This window comes from Mesorhizobium sp. LMG 17147 (assembly GCF_024297145.1).
In the GTDB taxonomy this organism is placed as follows: domain Bacteria; phylum Pseudomonadota; class Alphaproteobacteria; order Rhizobiales; family Rhizobiaceae; genus Mesorhizobium.
Genome location: NZ_JANCTC010000004.1, coordinates 350,392 through 365,480, shown reverse-complemented (window position 1 = coordinate 365,480; position 15,089 = coordinate 350,392). Strand labels below are relative to the sequence as shown.

The 15,089-nt window shown below is 62.6% G+C and carries 19 protein-coding genes; 8 read left to right on the top strand and 11 right to left on the bottom strand.

Annotated elements, in window-relative coordinates:
• Positions 1–293: transposase (locus NMG46_RS11315; RefSeq protein WP_254817721.1), on the top strand; the 293-nt coding region annotated here is incomplete at its 5' end.
• 12 nt (positions 294–305) lie between these two features.
• Here the strand turns inward: NMG46_RS11315 and NMG46_RS11310 are convergent.
• The 4 genes from NMG46_RS11310 to NMG46_RS11295 form a co-directional block, all read right to left on the bottom strand.
• Complete coding sequence (locus NMG46_RS11310; protein WP_254817720.1) at positions 306–794, bottom strand: GNAT family N-acetyltransferase; 489 nt, start codon at positions 792–794, stop codon at positions 306–308.
• 1 nt (position 795) lies between these two features.
• Positions 796–2,295 (bottom strand): Asp-tRNA(Asn)/Glu-tRNA(Gln) amidotransferase subunit GatB, encoded by a 1,500-nt coding sequence (gene gatB, locus NMG46_RS11305; protein ID WP_254817719.1) that lies wholly within the window; start codon positions 2,293–2,295, stop codon positions 796–798.
• Between the two features lie 190 nt (positions 2,296–2,485).
• Positions 2,486–2,917, bottom strand: a complete 432-nt coding sequence (locus tag NMG46_RS11300) for a CBS domain-containing protein (RefSeq protein WP_023717464.1) — start codon at positions 2,915–2,917, stop codon at positions 2,486–2,488.
• A gap of 100 nt (positions 2,918–3,017) precedes the next feature.
• Entirely contained in the window at positions 3,018–3,788 is a 771-nt protein-coding gene (locus NMG46_RS11295) for a rhomboid family intramembrane serine protease (RefSeq protein ID WP_254817718.1), read from the bottom strand.
• A gap of 392 nt (positions 3,789–4,180) precedes the next feature.
• Between NMG46_RS11295 and NMG46_RS11290 the strand changes: the two genes are divergently transcribed.
• The 3 genes from NMG46_RS11290 (at position 4,181) to NMG46_RS11280 (ending at position 6,413) form a co-directional block, all read left to right on the top strand.
• Positions 4,181–4,819, top strand: a complete 639-nt coding sequence (locus NMG46_RS11290) for a PAS domain-containing protein (protein ID WP_254817717.1) — start codon at positions 4,181–4,183, stop codon at positions 4,817–4,819.
• A gap of 117 nt (positions 4,820–4,936) precedes the next feature.
• A complete protein-coding gene (locus tag NMG46_RS11285) occupies positions 4,937–5,554 on the top strand; it encodes a PilZ domain-containing protein (RefSeq protein ID WP_254817716.1) in 618 nt (205 codons plus the stop codon).
• Between the two features lie 259 nt (positions 5,555–5,813).
• Positions 5,814–6,413, top strand: a complete 600-nt coding sequence (locus tag NMG46_RS11280; RefSeq protein ID WP_254817737.1) for a transglutaminase-like cysteine peptidase — start codon at positions 5,814–5,816, stop codon at positions 6,411–6,413.
• Between the two features lie 301 nt (positions 6,414–6,714).
• On the opposite strand, the gene NMG46_RS11275 is transcribed toward NMG46_RS11280, so the two are convergent.
• A complete protein-coding gene (locus NMG46_RS11275) occupies positions 6,715–7,611 on the bottom strand; it encodes a LysR family transcriptional regulator (RefSeq protein ID WP_254817715.1) in 897 nt (298 codons plus the stop codon).
• Between the two features lie 96 nt (positions 7,612–7,707).
• Here NMG46_RS11275 and NMG46_RS11270 point away from each other — a divergent pair, with 96 nt between their 5' ends.
• Together NMG46_RS11270 and NMG46_RS11265 are read left to right on the top strand one after the other, a co-directional pair.
• On the top strand, positions 7,708–8,895 hold the full coding sequence (locus tag NMG46_RS11270; protein WP_254817714.1) for an MFS transporter: 1,188 nt from the start codon (positions 7,708–7,710) through the stop codon (positions 8,893–8,895).
• A gap of 30 nt (positions 8,896–8,925) precedes the next feature.
• Positions 8,926–9,672: an SDR family oxidoreductase gene (locus tag NMG46_RS11265; RefSeq protein ID WP_254817713.1), complete on the top strand. Its 747-nt coding sequence runs from the start codon at positions 8,926–8,928 to the stop codon at positions 9,670–9,672.
• Positions 9,673–9,729: 57 nt separating this feature from the next.
• Here NMG46_RS11265 and NMG46_RS11260 read toward each other — a convergent pair whose 3' ends face one another.
• A complete protein-coding gene (locus tag NMG46_RS11260) occupies positions 9,730–10,257 on the bottom strand; it encodes a gamma carbonic anhydrase family protein (protein WP_254817712.1) in 528 nt (175 codons plus the stop codon).
• A gap of 18 nt (positions 10,258–10,275) precedes the next feature.
• Positions 10,276–10,620: a hypothetical protein gene (locus NMG46_RS11255; RefSeq protein ID WP_254817711.1), complete on the bottom strand. Its 345-nt coding sequence runs from the start codon at positions 10,618–10,620 to the stop codon at positions 10,276–10,278.
• A gap of 120 nt (positions 10,621–10,740) precedes the next feature.
• On the opposite strand from NMG46_RS11255, the gene NMG46_RS11250 reads away from it, so the two are divergent.
• Entirely contained in the window at positions 10,741–11,472 is a 732-nt protein-coding gene (locus NMG46_RS11250; RefSeq protein WP_254817736.1) for a hypothetical protein, read from the top strand.
• A gap of 255 nt (positions 11,473–11,727) precedes the next feature.
• Here the strand turns inward: NMG46_RS11250 and NMG46_RS11245 are convergent, their stop codons facing one another.
• Together NMG46_RS11245 and cysE are read right to left on the bottom strand one after the other, a co-directional pair.
• On the bottom strand, positions 11,728–11,931 hold the full coding sequence (locus NMG46_RS11245) for a DUF3126 family protein (protein ID WP_023674799.1): 204 nt from the start codon (positions 11,929–11,931) through the stop codon (positions 11,728–11,730).
• Positions 11,932–12,143: 212 nt separating this feature from the next.
• Complete coding sequence (gene cysE / locus NMG46_RS11240) at positions 12,144–12,992, bottom strand: serine O-acetyltransferase (protein WP_254817710.1); 849 nt, start codon at positions 12,990–12,992, stop codon at positions 12,144–12,146.
• Positions 12,993–13,150: 158 nt separating this feature from the next.
• On the opposite strand from cysE, the gene NMG46_RS11235 reads away from it, so the two are divergent.
• Positions 13,151–13,762: a hypothetical protein gene (locus NMG46_RS11235; protein WP_254817709.1), complete on the top strand. Its 612-nt coding sequence runs from the start codon at positions 13,151–13,153 to the stop codon at positions 13,760–13,762.
• Positions 13,763–13,804: 42 nt separating this feature from the next.
• Here the strand turns inward: NMG46_RS11235 and NMG46_RS11230 are convergent, their stop codons facing one another.
• Both NMG46_RS11230 and NMG46_RS11225 read right to left on the bottom strand, forming a co-directional pair.
• Complete coding sequence (locus tag NMG46_RS11230) at positions 13,805–14,176, bottom strand: hypothetical protein (protein ID WP_254817708.1); 372 nt, start codon at positions 14,174–14,176, stop codon at positions 13,805–13,807.
• A 134-nt stretch (positions 14,177–14,310) separates the two neighbouring features.
• Complete coding sequence (locus NMG46_RS11225; RefSeq protein WP_254817707.1) at positions 14,311–15,078, bottom strand: alpha/beta fold hydrolase; 768 nt, start codon at positions 15,076–15,078, stop codon at positions 14,311–14,313.
• Positions 15,079–15,089 lie beyond the last annotated feature (11 nt).

Below are 15,089 nucleotides of genomic sequence, written 5' to 3'. Positions count from 1 at the left end.
CTCCGACGCTGGCAAAGGGCGATGTGGTCATCCTCGACAATCTCGCTGCCCACAAGAGTCCGGCCGCCGAGGCAGCCATCCGGGCCAGAGGCGCATGGCTGCTCTTCCTGCCGCCCTACAGCCCCGATCTCAACCCGATCGAAATGGCCTTCGCCAAGCTCAAGGCGCATCTGCGAGCAAAGGCCATCAGAACCATCTACGCCCTGTGGCAGGCCATTGGCGATATCTGCAATCTCTTCTCTCCAACAGAATGCAGAAACTACTTCACTGCCGCAGGCTATGGACTCACATGAAAGTCCGCCGCTCTAGCCGATCGCCTTCTCCAAAACCAGCGCCGGCAATCCTGAGGCGCCGCCGCAATCGGCCGTGTTGCCGGCGGGCGTGAACCCTCTCGAGCGGTAAAAGGCAACGGCCGGAGCATTTGCTTCCTCGACCTCGACGCGCAGCGTTCGGGCCTCCGGAAAGCTGGCCTCGATCTCGTCCAGCAGGGCCTTGCCGATGCCTTGCCTCTGCCAGGCCGGATGCACGTAAAGCTGGTTCAGCATGACGACCCCGGCATCCGTCGTGGCGGCCGCGAAAGCCATGCCACCGATGCTCTTGCCATCGTCGGCGACCAGGAATTCCGAGTTCGGTCGTGTCAACCGCGCTTTGAGCGCGGCGATCGAATGCCATTCGTCGGTGATTTCGGTGACCCGCGCCGCGCCGTAGATCGCGTCATAGGTGACGTGCCATGTCTCGACCAGCAATGCGCGCACCGCCGCAAGATCGCGCTCGCCGGCGGTGCGGACGAACATCCTATTCGATCCCGAGCTTGGCCTTGACCAGCTCGTTGACCACCTGCGGGTTGGCCTTGCCGCCGGTCGCCTTCATCACCTGGCCGACGAACCAGCCGGCCATGGTCGGCTTGGCGCGCGCCTGTTCGACCTTGTCCGGGTTGGCTGCGATCACCTCGTCCACCGCCGTTTCGATAGCCCCGGTATCGGTGACCTGCTTCATGCCGCGGCTTTCGACCAGCTGACGCGGATCGCCGCCCTCGTTCCAGACGATCTCGAACAGATCCTTGGCGATCTTGCCGGAGATGGTGCCTTCCTTGATCAGGTCGATGACCGCGCCAAGCTGGTCGGGCGAAACAGGAGCATTTTCAATATCCTTGCCGGCCTTGTTCAAGGCTCCCAGAAGGTCGTTGATGACCCAGTTGGCGGCAAGCTTGCCATCGCGCCCGGCCGCCACCTTCTCGAAATAATCGGCGACCGCCTTTTCCGATACCAGGATCGAGGCGTCGTAGGTCGACAGGCCGAGCGAGGAGATCAGCCGTGCCTTCTTGGCGTCCGGAAGTTCAGGCAGGTCCTTTGCCAGCGCATCGACATAGGCCTGGTCGAATTCCAGCGGCAGAAGGTCGGGATCCGGGAAATAGCGATAGTCGTGCGCTTCTTCCTTGGAACGCATCGAGCGCGTTTCGCCCTTGTTGGGATCGAACAGCCGCGTTTCCTGGTCGATCTTGCCGCCGTCCTCCAGGATGGCGATCTGGCGGCGCGCCTCGGAGTCGATGGCCTGGCCGATGAAACGGATCGAGTTGACGTTCTTGATCTCGCAGCGCGTGCCGAATTCACCGCCAGGCCGGCGTACCGAGACGTTGACGTCGGCGCGCAGCGAGCCTTCGTCCATATTGCCGTCGCACGTGCCGAGGTAGCGCACGATGGTGCGCAGCTTGGTGACATAGGCCTTGGCTTCATCGGCCGAGCGCATATCCGGCTTCGAAACGATCTCCATCAGCGCCACGCCGGAGCGGTTGAGATCGACATAGGACATCGTCGCATGCTGGTCGTGCATCGACTTGCCGGCATCCTGCTCCAGGTGCAGGCGCTCGATGCCGACCTCGATATCCTCGAACTCGCCCTGCCGGTCGGGGCCGACGGAGACGATCACCTTGCCCTCGCCGACGATCGGTTGCTTGAACTGCGAGATCTGGTAGCCCTGGGGCAGGTCGGGATAGAAATAGTTTTTCCTGTCGAAGACCGATTTGTGGTTGATCTCGGCCTTCAGGCCCAGACCGGTACGGATCGCCTGCTTGACGCATTCCTCGTTGATCACCGGCAGCATGCCAGGCATCGCCGCATCGACCAGGCTGACATTGGCGTTGGGCGCGGCGCCGAAAGTGGTCGAGGCGCCGGAAAACAGCTTTGCCTGCGAGGTCACCTGCGCGTGGACCTCGAGGCCGATGATGATCTCCCAGTCGCCGGTGGCGCCGGGAACCAGGCGCTTGGCGTCGGGCGTGCGGGTATCGATGATGCTCATAAGGGCCTGCATATTGGAATTGTGGATATGCGGAACGCATATTTTGGTGTGCAACTTCGCTAGTGCAAACCGCTTCGCGAGACAAGCGCCAAGCCGCAGGCGCCGACGCGGCACAGGCCCGCAGCTGCCGCGATGGACTGCTATAGCAGCTTGAAAAATTCAAATGGCCGGCAACCCGGCCGCCGCCGCCTCATGCCGTGGCGATATAGGCCCTGATCTCCTCGGCCTCGCGCTCGACGTCCTCGATGCGCCGCTTGACCACATCGCCGATCGACACGATGCCGTCGAGCAGCCCGTTCTTTTCCACCGGCAGATGGCGGAAGCGGCCCTTGGTCATGATCTCCATCACCTCGTTGACGGTGTGGTTCTCATTGCAGATCTTCACCTTGGGCGTCATCGCCGAGCGGATGGCAAGGTCGAGCGCCGCGGCCCCCTCCTTGGCGAGAACCCGCACCACATCGCGCTCGGAAAGAATGCCGACGATCTTGTGATCGCCGTTGGTGATGACCAGCGCGCCGATCCTGTGTTCGGAAAGCATGCGGATGGCTTCGCTGAGCTTTTCGTTCGGCCCGAGCGTCACCACGTCGTGGCCTTTCGCCTCGAGAATTGCCTTAACAGTCATGGCGTCCTCCTCTGCATTTCCTGCCGGCTCCTGCCCTGGCCGGCTTTCCCTGGGATGAACATGGTGCGCCGCGATCGGTTGCTTTTCAAGTGCGGAGGTCTCAGCTCTCCGGCTCCTCCGTCTGCCGGGGCACCTGCTCTCGCCGATCAAAAAACCGCAGGCCGAAGAAGCCGGCAAGAAAGCCGCCAATATGGGCTTCCCAGGCGATCTGGCCGTCAATGCCGGGCACCAGGCCGAAGAGGCCGGTCGCCAGGTTGATGACCATCCACATGGCGAGAAAGGTGACGACGCCGCGCGAGCGCAGGACCGCCGCCATCGGTAAGGGCTGGCCAGCGAAGGCCGCTTTGCCCGACGAGCGGTCGATGCGGAAGCCGTAGCGTGCCGCCGCGCCCATCATGCCGGAAATCGCGCCGGAGGCGCCGACCAGCGGTGCCTCGCCAAGCGGATGCATGGCCCAGAACAGTGCCACCGCCGCCAGGCCGGTGGCGGCGAAGAACAGGCTGAAGCGCAGGGCGCCGAAGCGGTTGGCCAACGGTGAGCCGAAGGCCGCAAGCCACACCATATTGATGGCAAGATGGGCAAAGCCGCCATGCAGGAAGGCATAGGTAAAAGGGCTTGAAAACGCAAAGAAATCCAGGTCGAAGCGGCCGGAATAGCGGATCGGCACGAAGGCAGCCCGGACAAGCAGTTCGAAGTCCTGGTCGTCGGTCAGCCAATAGACCCGGATCAGATGGACCGCGACGCAGATGCCGATCACCGCCAGCACCACGGGCGGCAGGTTGAACACCGGCTCGCGGCGCTGCTCCGGTTCGCGGGCGACAGGCCCACCCTGGCCCTGCTCGATCTCCGGTGGGCTTTCTGGGTCACTCATATGGCTTGCACTCAGTCGCTGGATTGGACTTCGCGAGCATGTAGATCACGGCCAACCGAATCACAAACGGCGAATCGGCAGGCCCGAATCAAAAAAGAAGCCGTCCAAGGTTTCCCTTGAACGGCTGGTCGAGCCCCCTTGCTCCCCCTGAACTCTTGACTGAAGTGCTGCCGATCGTCGCAAAACGACCGCTTCTGGAGTGGTTTTGGTGTGCCACAGGGCTGGCAGACGCGCAACGTAAACCAGTTGTTAACCTTAACCGCCCCGACCCGTGAACAAGTATTAACGATGCTGGCACGCATCCTGCTCCGCAACGCATGTAGGTCTTCGGAGGGCGCCCTTCTGTTCACCGATGGGACATCAGAAGACAGAATGCGCGGAGCAGCATTAGCATGAACCAGACCGGATCGATCACGCTGTTCCATTATTGGAACCGGTTGCGTGACGGACGCCCTGCCCCGAAGCGCTCGGAAGTCGAACCGGCCGACATCAAGTCGCTGCTGGCCGACACGTTTATCCTGGAAAAGGACACGCGCGGCGAAGCGGTGTTCCGGCTGGCCGGCACCAGGCTTTGCGCAGTCTATGGCCGCGAACTCAAGGGGTTTTCATTCCCTTCGCTGTGGCGCGAAAAGGACCAGCGGCTGATCTCGAAGCTCACCGACGGTGTCTTCGACCTGAAATCGGCAGCCCTCATTACCTATGAGGGTTTCAGCCGCAATGGCCGCTCCAACAGGTTTGAGCTGCTCGCGTTGCCGCTCGACGGCGGGGTAGAGAGCCCGCGTTGCCTCGGCGTGATAAGCGCCGTCGAAAAGCCCTTCTGGCTGGGCGCGGACCCGGTTTTCGACGCGTTGATCGATTCGATCCGTGTCGTCGATCCCGACAAGGAGCCGATGTTCCTGAAGAACCGGCCGGCGATAGAGGTTCCCTCGCTCGCCCCGTCGGAATTCGACCCGCCCGAGACGATTTCGGCGCTCGGCCACGCCCGCCGCATCCGTCACCTGGTCGTCTTCGACGGCGGACGCGAGGAATGATGCCCAAAGCTTAAAGCAACAGCGCCGGGCTTTCCCCTTTGTTAACCTGCTTTGTTGTAGTTTTCCGCTGAAATTCCCCGCATCCATGCGCGGAATGCCGAACGGGGTATGGCAGTGATGAGGTCAGCGGCGGTCGACCATGCGCCGTCCCAAGCTGAAAGGCGTAACTTTCAGCGCGTCCGCGTGAAAATTTACGGACGCTTCATGCTGGAAGACCGCACCGAACATCCCTGCCAGGTGGTCGACATGTCGCCCGGCAACGTTTCGCTGCGCACCGAGCGCGCCGGCCTGGCTGGCGAAAAGGTCATTGCCTATATCGATCATATCGGACGCATCGAGGGCGTCATTACCCGCACTTTGCAGGATGGCTTTGCGATGACCGTCATCGCGTCGGAGCGCAAGAGGGACAAGCTCGCCGCGCAACTGACCTGGCTTGCCAACAAGCACGAGCTCGACCTGCCGGAAGACCGTCGCCATGAACGCGTCGCGCCGCGCAACCCGACGAGCGTGCTGCAGCTTGCCGACGGACGCCAGTACCAGTGCCGCATCATCGACCTGTCGCTGTCGGGCGCGGCGATCGAGATCGACGTCAAGCCGGCCATCGGCGTCCAGGTGACGCTGGGCACCATGCGCGGCCAGGTGGTGCGCCATTTCGAAGATGGCATCGCCATCGAGTTCGCCGTCATCCAGCGCCCCGAAACGCTCGATACCGAATTCAGCTCACCGCGCGGCTGACGCGGAAGCGTTAGCGCCATCGGGAAGCGAGGCTGGCGATCCTTCGCGCCCTCCGTCCCGCCATCCTAGCTGTTCGAACGGTGCAACGAAGCATGGGAACATGCCCGGCTGGAATCCTTAAACAATTCTATACTCAATTGCATCAAATTTTAGGTTTATTCTATTGGCGTTTTACTTAATGTCTACTTCGCGCTTTTGCGTCAAATAAATCCAGCCGTGTCATTGTCTCCTCAAACGGGGAGACGGAATAATGAACAGGATGAGGGGCAAGCTGTTGCTGGCGGCAATAGCGATGCAGCTTTTCGGCTGGGGGACTGCAAACGCGGCGGAGCCGGCCTTCATGCACACCGGCGGCCGCACCACACAGCCGGTCGGTCACTACGAATTGTGCCAGCAGCTTCCGCGCGAATGCAATCAGAGGACGCCTGGCGGGGCACCCGTCGAGCTCACCCGCAAGCTGTGGGCGACGATCGTCAAGATCAACAATTCGGTCAACAGCAAGGTCGCGCCGCGCACCGACATGGAAATGTGGGGCAAGGAGGAAGTCTGGTCCTTTCCCAATAACGGCGTCGGCGACTGCGAGGACTATGCGCTGGAAAAGCGGCGCGAGCTGATGAGCATCGGCGTGCCGGCCGGCGATCTGCTGATGACGGTCGTGCGCCAGCGCAACGGCGACGGCCATGCGGTGCTGACCGTGCGCACCAGTCTTGGCGAGTTCATCCTCGACAATCTCCAACCCAAGGTGCTGTCCTGGACCAATACCGGCTACACCTATCTGAAGCGCCAGTCCGAGCGGAATTCCGGCGCCTGGGTGACGATCAACGACGGCCGCTCCGACGCGGTCGCCAGCGTCCGCTGAGGACGCCAATGCATGTCGCCCAAAAGCGCGTAGCGGTTTTGGGATAACGACATGCATAAAACAGAGGTTAAGTGCGTCGCATGACTTCGCGCTTTAGGAGAAACCCGGTCGAGTCCCCACCCTCCCCGTCCCCAACGACCGGGTTTAGGAGCCGGCCCCGTCCCCGGGCCGGCTCCACCATTTCCGGCGGAACAACATCTCGATACAGTTATCTCGGCTTTGCCTCCAACTGCGCTTCGTCATCCAAGCTGTCTCACGATCGTTTGTGGAATATGAGCTGCCGTTTGCCGTCGAAACGCTGTTACTTGCCCCTGATACGGAACGCGTCGACAAAGGCGGAAAACGCCGGAGAGGGATGGCGTCGGCTTGGATAGTACAGGTGGTAACCCTGGAACGTCGGGCACCATTTGGTCAGGACTTCCTGAAGAAGGCCACTCTCAATATGTGGCAGGACGAGTTCGCGCGGTAGATAGGCCAAGCCCACTCCGTCAAGCGCGGCCTGGATCGCCGGCCCCATGTTGTTAAGCGTCAGTTGCCCCTCGACCCGAGCACTGAACTCGCGCGCTCCTTCCCGCAATTCCCATGCATAGACCGATCCTGACGTCGGCAGCCGGTAGTTGATGCAGTTATGGTCGGTCAGCTCCTGCGGCGTCTGCGGCGGTGTCCGGTGGGCGAAGTAACGGCGTGAGCCGACGACAGTGTAGGTCACGTCGGCTCCGATGCGCACGGCTACCATGTCCCGGGCAATGGACTCGCCCAGCCGAACACCGGCGTCGAACTGGCGCTCGACGATGTTGGTGAAGGCGTTATCGACCACCAGCTCGACATTGATATCGGGGAAGTCGCTCAGGAACTTTGGCAGCCGGGCGCGGAAGACAATGTCGACCGAATCGTCGGTGCACACCAGGCGAATGTTGCCGGACGGCCTGTCGCGCAGCACGCCCAGAGCGCTGACCTCAGCCGCGATGCCTTCGAAATGCGGTTCGATGCCTTCCTTGAGGCGTTGACCGGCCGCCGTCGGGGCCACGTCGCGCGTGGTGCGAGACAGAAGACGGACGCCAAGCCGCGACTCCAGCGACTTGATGGTGTGGCTAAGAGCCGAAGGAGTGACGCCGAGCTTGGCGGCTGCTCGGGTGAAGCTCCGCGTCCGGGTGATCTCCAGGAACGCGCGCATTTCGGCGAACTCGTCGCGTGGCATTGATGAGCCTCATTCACAACCACATCAAAATTATACCCGCTAGTCGCATTTGGCCAGCCCGACTACTTAGTTCGGGAACGGACAGGAGACTGCCTTATGACCATTGAACTCGCGCTGGGCGAGGCCGCCGTTGCTGACAACACGACGACCCCATGGTCTGCGTTGGTCTGCCTGTCGCTGCTGACCTTCCTTCTAGTCGGACTGGAGTTCCTGCCGGTGAGCCTGCTCACCCCGATCGCTCAGGATCTGGCCGTCTCCGAGGGTCAGGCCGGCCAGGCAATCGCGGTATCCGGATTCTTCGCCGTGGTTACCAGCCTCTTCGGCAACTCGCTGTTGCGAAACGTCGATCGACGGACGGTGGTTCTGCTCCATACGGCAGTGCTGGCCGCATCGAGCCTGGCGGTGGCGGTTGCTCCCAACTTCCTAGTCTTCCTGGCCGGGCGGGCGCTGGTCGGCATCGCGATCGGCGGTTTCTGGTCACTGTCGACGGCCATTCTGGCCCGCTTGGCCCCGGGACCCGACCTGCCCAAGGCCATTGCCTTGCTCCAGGGTGGCACTGCGTTCGCATTGGTGATCGCCGCGCCCGTCGGCAGCTTCCTCGGATCGCTGATCGGATGGCGGGGAACCTTTTTCGTCACTGTCCCCATCGGCCTTGCGGCGCTCGTGTGGCAGTTGGCCGTTCTCCCGAAGATGCCACCGATGGAGGCCGCCTCGGTGTCGAGCATGTTCCGCTTGCTGCGGAATCGCAGATTCGCCATCGGCATGGGCGCAACCGGGCTCGCGTTCATCGGGCAGAACGCGCTCTCGATCTACCTGCGGTCGTTTCTGGAAAACGTGACGGGCCTCGAGGTCAACACCCTCTCAATGGCTCTGTTGGGCGTCGGCCTCGGCGGCCTGGCGGGACTGTCGATCATCGGCCTCATACTCCGGCGGCACCTCACAGCCGTGCTGATCGGGCTGCCGAGTGCACTCGCGGTCTTCGCTCTACTGCTGATTGCCTTTGGACCGTTTGCACGCGCCACGGCCGGCCTGCTGGTTCTTTGGGGACTGTTCGCGACCCCGATCCCGGTGGCGTGGAACACCTGGATGACCACGCTCATCCCTGAAGACCTGGAGGCCGGGGGCGGACTCCAGGTCGCCCTGATCCAGTTCGCGATCGCGGGCGGCGCTATCGCGGGAGGCCTGCTGTTCGACGCGGCCGGCTGGTGGAGCGCCTTCCTTCTCGCCGCCGTCCTGCTCACGGGTTCGGCCCTGCTCGCCGCCTCGGCCGGCCCCCGCACCTGAACTCTTTCAATTCTTGTCCAGGAGAATCTCATGTCCGAAGGAATCGAGAACAAGGTCGTCGTCATCACCGGTGCCAGCAGCGGCCTCGGTGAAGCGACGGCACGCCATCTTGCCGCGCGAGGCGCTTCCGTGGTCCTGGGTGCACGCCGGTCACACCGCATCGACGCCCTTGTCCAGGAACTGACCGCCGCTGGGCTCAAAGCCAAGGCCGTCACTACGGACGTCACCGACGCCGGCCAGGTCCAGAACCTGGTGAACACGGCGGTCCGGGAATTCGGCCGCATCGACGTGATGCTCAACAATGCGGGCCTCATGCCGTTGGCCCCGCTCGAACGGCTCAAGGTCGACGAATGGGACCAGATGATCGACGTCAACATCAAGGGCGTTCTTTACGGCATCGCGGCCGCGCTTCCGTACATGAAGGAGCAGCGATCGGGGCACATTATCAATGTCTCGTCCGTATACGGCCATGTGGTCGACCCGGGTGCGGCGGTCTATTGCGCCACCAAGTTCGCCGTGCGTGCGCTGTCCGAGGGTCTGCGGAAGGAGGTGAAACCCTACAACATCCGCACCACGGTGATCTCGCCGGGCGCTGTCACCACAGAGTTGCTTGAGCACATCAGCGAGAAGGATATCCAGCACGACACCAGGGACTTCGTGAGCAAGATCGCCGTGGGGCCAGATACGTTTGCCCGCACGGTCGCCTTCGCGATCAACGAGCCCGACGACGTCGATATCAACGAGATCTTGTTCCGGCCGACCGCCCAGCCGGTTTGACTTGGAAGGGGCTATGCTTTCGGTATCCCAAGGCCGGCTCCACCATTTCTGGATCGGCTAGACCTTCTTCAGCCCAGCCCTGAATCGCCTGCCGTTGGCCACATAATGCGCGGCCGAGGCGCGCAGCCTGGCGATTGCGGCTTCGTCGAGCGTTCTGACGACGCGCGCGGGGGAGCCGACAATCAGCGAATTGTCGGGGAATTGCTTACCTTCGGTGACCAGCGCGCCGGCCCCGACCAGCGAGTTGTTACCGATCTTCGCGCCGTTCAGCACGATGGCGCCCATGCCGATCAGGCTGTTGTCGCCGATCGTGCAGCCATGCAGCAAGGCACGGTGGCCGATCGTGCAGCCTTGGCCGACGGTCAGCGGAAAGCCGGCGTCGGTGTGCATGATTGCATGCTCCTGCACGTTGGTGTCGGCGCCGACGACGATCGGTTCGTCGTCGCCGCGGATAACGACGCCGAACCAGAAGCCGGCATTGCGGCCGATCCTGATATTGCCGATCAGCGTGGCATCGGGCGCGATCCAGTTGCTGTCGACGTCCTCGAAGGCGGGCGCTTTTCCGTCAATCGCGTAGATCGGCATTGCTGTCTCCAGATCGTCTCACACCGACAAGCTGCCAGACCCTAGAAGCGAAGCCGCCCAGGACGCAATGGCGATCACCACCATGCCCAGCGCCAGCGCCCAGATGGTCGCCGTACAGCCGCAGGAGATCAGCCCCAGCACCGAGATGCGACGCTCGCGCCAGGCGTCCAGCGCCTCGTTGGCGAACATCAACGGCCCAGCGCAAGCCGTCGCGGCGAGCGAGCGCAGCATGTGCTTCGACGATACATAGGGCTGGACGAAGGCCAGCCTACGGCCGGCGATCAGCTCCATCGCCGATCCGGCCAGGCCGCAAGCCGTCAGCCCAGCCATAAAACTGAATATGATTTGTTCGACCGGCCCCATCTTTACTCTCCGTTTACCATGAAATCGCACAGTCGTCCGCAAAAGCTGCGAAGCAAGAGCCGTGCCGCGCCGAGATGTGCCGCTCAGGTACACCCGATGAGACGGCAAATGAGGGTCGCGATGAAGCAGGCAGCCGCCACAGAGGGCCCGCAACTCAGCGTCGTCGATTCGACGCTGATGAAGCGGGTGTTTTATGCGTTCGCGACGCTGGCGCTGCTTTCCGTGGCGATCAGCCTCGGCGGCAAATGGTTCGGCCGCTCGATCGCCATGGCCGGGTACACCGACGACACCACGGTCCACAAGGTCGTCATCGGCAACAACGTCATCGCCGTGCCGGCCAATGTCATCCGCTTTGCCCAGGCCCGGCGCGACGGCATCGCCTCGCGGCTCGACCTCTATCTGCGCTATCCCGAGATGGACGGCTACAGCGAGGCTGCCCGCAACGACTTCAACCACACCGGACCCAGCAAGGACATCGTCTTCCTGTCGTTCGAGCCGCAGATGATGTCGCGCGACATGAGCGGCCGCTTCGCGCCGATCTACAGTGCGCTGATTGCCAAGCCGGGTACGCCCGGCCCTGGCGGCACGACGCTTTACGCCTTCAGCGAAAAGTCAGGCTATCTCAACGAAGTGCTGGCGGTCGCCGACCGCCCCGGCAAGGATCCGTTTGTCGCACGCTGCCTGAGCGGCCCGAGCGCGGACGAATCGCTAGCGCCCTGCGAGCGCGACATCCTGGTCGGCGACAATCTCAGCCTCACCTACCGCTTCCCCCGGGAATTCCTGAGCGACTGGCAGGCGCTCGATGCAGCGATTTTGGGCGAGGCAGCGCGTGTGCTGAAGACCGGGCGGTAAGCAACGAAACGAGCCGTTCCGTAGCGATCCTTCGCGCCCCTCTCTGTCCTGCCGGACATCTCCACGAGGGGGTAGATCGGCCGCCATCTTGGCCTTCGCCAATGTTGCAGGAAGAGCGCAGCGCCGAGGCTGCCAATCTCCCCCCAAGTGGGGGAGATGGCCGGCAGGCCAGAGGGAGGCGCTGTCCCGCCGGCGTCTTGCAAGGTTCCGTACCGCCGCTGCGCTTGAGGCGTAGCGGCCAGCTAAATCTCCGGCTCAGGCCAGATCGATGTCGAGGATCGCCATCGAGAAATTATAGTCCCCGTCGTCCTCGTCCTTGAAGACGATGCCGAGGAACTCGTCGCCGACATAGACCTCGGCCGAATCTTCCTTGCGCGGCCGCGCCTTCACTTCGAGTTTTGGGTTCTGGAAGGTGCGCTTGAAATAGGCGTCCAGCTTTCTGATTTCGTCCGGCTTCAACAGTCTTCTCCGATCGTCGCTTGCTAAAGTGCGTCGCGTCTGAAGAGATCGATGCGACGCGCTTTGAATCTTGCTTCATCCATGTCGCTATCCCAAAACCGCTGGGCACTTTTGGGCGATATGCATTGGTGAGCGCGCTTCTGGCACGTCGACGATGGCCATGTAAAGGCAAGCCGGCATAGGGGGCAGGAATTCAGCCCCTGCCCGAGCACTCAGATGTCGAAGCTGACGACGTGGTCCATCGTCTGCGATGGCAACAGCTGGTCCATCTGCCGCGACGGCTGATCACAGCCGGTCTCGCCGACGACGCGGGCCGGCACGCCGGCAACCGTCTTGTTGTGCGGCACCGGCGACAGCACCACCGAGCCGGCCGCGATCTTCGAGCAATGGCCGATCTCGATGTTGCCGAGGATCTTGGCGCCGGCGCCGATCAGCACGCCGTAGCGGATCTTGGGATGGCGGTCGCCGCCGGCCTTGCCGGTGCCGCCCAGCGTGACGCCGTGCAGGATCGACACGTCGTCCTCGATCACCGCCGTCTGGCCGACGACGAGGCCGGTGGCGTGGTCGAGGAAGATGCCCTTGCCGATGCGGGCAGCCGGATTGATGTCGGTCTGGAACACCGATGACGACCGGCTCTGCAGATACAGTGCGAAATCCTGGCGGCCCTGGTTCCACAGCCAATGCGCAAGCCGGTGCGTCTGGATGGCATGAAAACCCTTGAAGTAGAGCACCGGCATGATGAAGCGGTCGCAGGCCGGATCGCGGTCGTAATAGGCCTGGATGTCGACGCGCACCGTCGTCGACCAATCCTTGTCGTCGGCCGCCATTGCCTTGAATGTCTGGCGAATGAGGTCGGAGCCGATGTCCTGGTGGGCGAGGCGCTCGGCCAGCCGGTGAATGACCGCTTCTTCCAGGTTTTCCTGGTTGAGGATGGTCGAATAGAGGAACGCCGCCAGCAGCGGATCGCGGTTGACCGCTTCCATCGCTTCATCGCGAATCGAACGCCAGATCGGATCTACCGGCTGCACCATGGTGGGACGAGAAATCGTAACGCTGTTCATCTGATGTCTCCGGCCATCCAATGTCTCGGCATCCACTGTCTCGGTTGGCGGCTTGCCTATTCTCCGGCCGCACCTATAAGCCAGATCATAGCACGGGTGAACTCAATTTTCCTTAGTGCTTCGTCAAATGGATTTGGTTGGCGGAATTTCAAGCAGCCATGGAAAACGCAACCTTGATCGACGAGACCCTGAAATTCGAGCTTTCCGCGCTCTATGCGGCCGAAGATCGCCACTACCACGACCTTGGCCATATCGAGGCGATGCTGGCGCTAGCCAACGATTACAAGGCATTGCTGCATGATCCTGAAGCAGTCGAAGCGGCGATCTGGTTCCACGACGCGATCTACGACAGCCGCGCCAAGGACAATGAGGCGAGGAGTGCCGCACTTGCCGAGGAGAAGCTCGCCGGCCGCGCCGACGCACGACGCCTCGGCCACATCGCGGCGATGATCACTGCAACTGCCAGCCACGAATTGCCGCCCCTCGGCGACCAGCATTCCGTTCGTGACGCGGCGCTGTTCCTCGACACGGACCTGGCGATCCTGGGTGCCGCGCCCGACGTGTTCGACGCCTACGAACAGGCGGTTCGCCGCGAATACCAGTGGGTCGACGAGCCTATGTGGCGGGCCGGCCGTGCCGCTGTCCTAAAGGGCTTCCTCGCGCGTCCGCATATCTTTCACAGCGAGGAATTCCGCCGGCGCTTCGAAACCCAGGCCCGGCAAAACATGGCGCGCTCGCTCCAGGCGCTTGGGCACGGCCCGGGCGGATAGTAGTTCGCGTCGCTCGCGTGCGTCCGGGATATTTGCCCGAAATCAGGTGAATGCGCCAAAAGTCGATGCCATTCCCCACAACATGAACACCCCAGCCGCCAGCGACGCACCATTGACCACGATGCCAGCCAGGCCGAGCACACGATTGTCGTTTGGGCGACCAACGGCCATCAACCCGAAGACCACTCCCGTAAGATGTGCCACAGGCCCGGCCAGAAAAAATACCGCAGCGAAGAAGCCCGTCGCACTGTTCTGGAGCAGTGGAGACGCGTCGCTCGGCATTGCTATCAACGCGGTGATCGCCATCGCCCCTGCCGCTAATGCAGCCAGCGCTAGTACGACGGACCATTCGCCGAACCTGCTTTTTGCAATGACGCCCAGCAAAGCGGCGTCGGTCCTTCCCCATTGTGCCATGATACCCCCTGCCCTCCGTTCAGCGCATGGCGGGTTTGAACCGATCCACACGTCGCGCTTATTTACTCCTGTATCGTTGCAAAACCGCTAAGGACCCCAGCCTCAGGCGCAATGGCCGCTTCGGGAGCCGTCCATCAAAGCGGATGCTCGGCATAAAACTCCAGCACGCGCTGCTTGAAGGTCTTGTCGCCGACCGCCAGCATATGGTCGCGGCCTTCGATGTGAAAAGCCCTGGCGTTGGGCATCAGAGCGGCGAGTTCATCCGGCGAGCCGCCGATGTCGTCCTTGGTGCCGACGGCGATCAGCGTCGGCTGGGCAATGCGGACAATGTCGGCCTCGCTCAGCAATTCGCGCGAGGTGGCGATGCAGGCGGCGAGCGCGCGGCGATCGCTGCGGGTCTGATCGGCGAAGGCGCGGAACGAGCGGCCGCGCGGATCGCTGGTGCCTACCGGATCGTCAGCCAGAAGGGCGTCGGCTATCGGATCCCAGTCGCCGACGCCGTCGACCATGCCGATGCCGAGACCGCCGAAGACCAGCGTCGCCACCTTCTCCGGGTCGGAGAGCGCCAGGAAGGCCGATATGCGCGCGCCCATCGAATAACCCATGACATGCGCGCGTTCGATGCCGAGATGGGTCAAAAGAGCTGCCGCGTCGGACGCCATTTTTGCCGGCGTGTAGTCGGCTTCGTCATAGCTCTTCGACGACGAGCCATGGCCGCGATTGTCGAAGGCGATCGCACGGTAGCCGGCATCGTTCAGCGTCTTGAACCAGCCGGGCGACACCCAGTTGACGTAATGGCTCGAGGCAAAGCCGTGGATCATCAGCACCGGATCGCCCTGCCCCGATGCCGGTTGGCGATCAAGGAAAGCAAGGTCGAAACCATCATGGGAGAAGAACTGCATCGGCCGAAGAT

What these genes read in the sequence shown, in the direction of transcription:
- NMG46_RS11310 (WP_254817720.1), bottom strand. Translation starts at nt 794, where the DNA reads ATGTTCGTCCGCACCGCCGGCGAGCGCGATCTTGCGGCGGTGCGCGCA.
- gatB (WP_254817719.1), bottom strand. Translation starts at nt 2,295, where the DNA reads ATGAGCATCATCGATACCCGCACGCCCGACGCCAAGCGCCTGGTTCCC.
- NMG46_RS11300 (WP_023717464.1), bottom strand. Translation starts at nt 2,917, where the DNA reads ATGACTGTTAAGGCAATTCTCGAGGCGAAAGGCCACGACGTGGTGACG.
- NMG46_RS11295 (WP_254817718.1), bottom strand. Translation starts at nt 3,788, where the DNA reads ATGAGTGACCCAGAAAGCCCACCGGAGATCGAGCAGGGCCAGGGTGGG.
- NMG46_RS11290 (WP_254817717.1), top strand. Translation starts at nt 4,181, where the DNA reads ATGAACCAGACCGGATCGATCACGCTGTTCCATTATTGGAACCGGTTG.
- NMG46_RS11285 (WP_254817716.1), top strand. Translation starts at nt 4,937, where the DNA reads ATGAGGTCAGCGGCGGTCGACCATGCGCCGTCCCAAGCTGAAAGGCGT.
- NMG46_RS11280 (WP_254817737.1), top strand. Translation starts at nt 5,814, where the DNA reads ATGAGGGGCAAGCTGTTGCTGGCGGCAATAGCGATGCAGCTTTTCGGC.
- NMG46_RS11275 (WP_254817715.1), bottom strand. Translation starts at nt 7,611, where the DNA reads ATGCCACGCGACGAGTTCGCCGAAATGCGCGCGTTCCTGGAGATCACC.
- NMG46_RS11270 (WP_254817714.1), top strand. Translation starts at nt 7,708, where the DNA reads ATGACCATTGAACTCGCGCTGGGCGAGGCCGCCGTTGCTGACAACACG.
- NMG46_RS11265 (WP_254817713.1), top strand. Translation starts at nt 8,926, where the DNA reads ATGTCCGAAGGAATCGAGAACAAGGTCGTCGTCATCACCGGTGCCAGC.
- NMG46_RS11260 (WP_254817712.1), bottom strand. Translation starts at nt 10,257, where the DNA reads ATGCCGATCTACGCGATTGACGGAAAAGCGCCCGCCTTCGAGGACGTC.
- NMG46_RS11255 (WP_254817711.1), bottom strand. Translation starts at nt 10,620, where the DNA reads ATGGGGCCGGTCGAACAAATCATATTCAGTTTTATGGCTGGGCTGACG.
- NMG46_RS11250 (WP_254817736.1), top strand. Translation starts at nt 10,741, where the DNA reads ATGAAGCAGGCAGCCGCCACAGAGGGCCCGCAACTCAGCGTCGTCGAT.
- cysE (WP_254817710.1), bottom strand. Translation starts at nt 12,992, where the DNA reads ATGAACAGCGTTACGATTTCTCGTCCCACCATGGTGCAGCCGGTAGAT.
- NMG46_RS11235 (WP_254817709.1), top strand. Translation starts at nt 13,151, where the DNA reads ATGGAAAACGCAACCTTGATCGACGAGACCCTGAAATTCGAGCTTTCC.
- NMG46_RS11230 (WP_254817708.1), bottom strand. Translation starts at nt 14,176, where the DNA reads ATGGCACAATGGGGAAGGACCGACGCCGCTTTGCTGGGCGTCATTGCA.
- NMG46_RS11225 (WP_254817707.1), bottom strand. Translation starts at nt 15,078, where the DNA reads ATGCAGTTCTTCTCCCATGATGGTTTCGACCTTGCTTTCCTTGATCGC.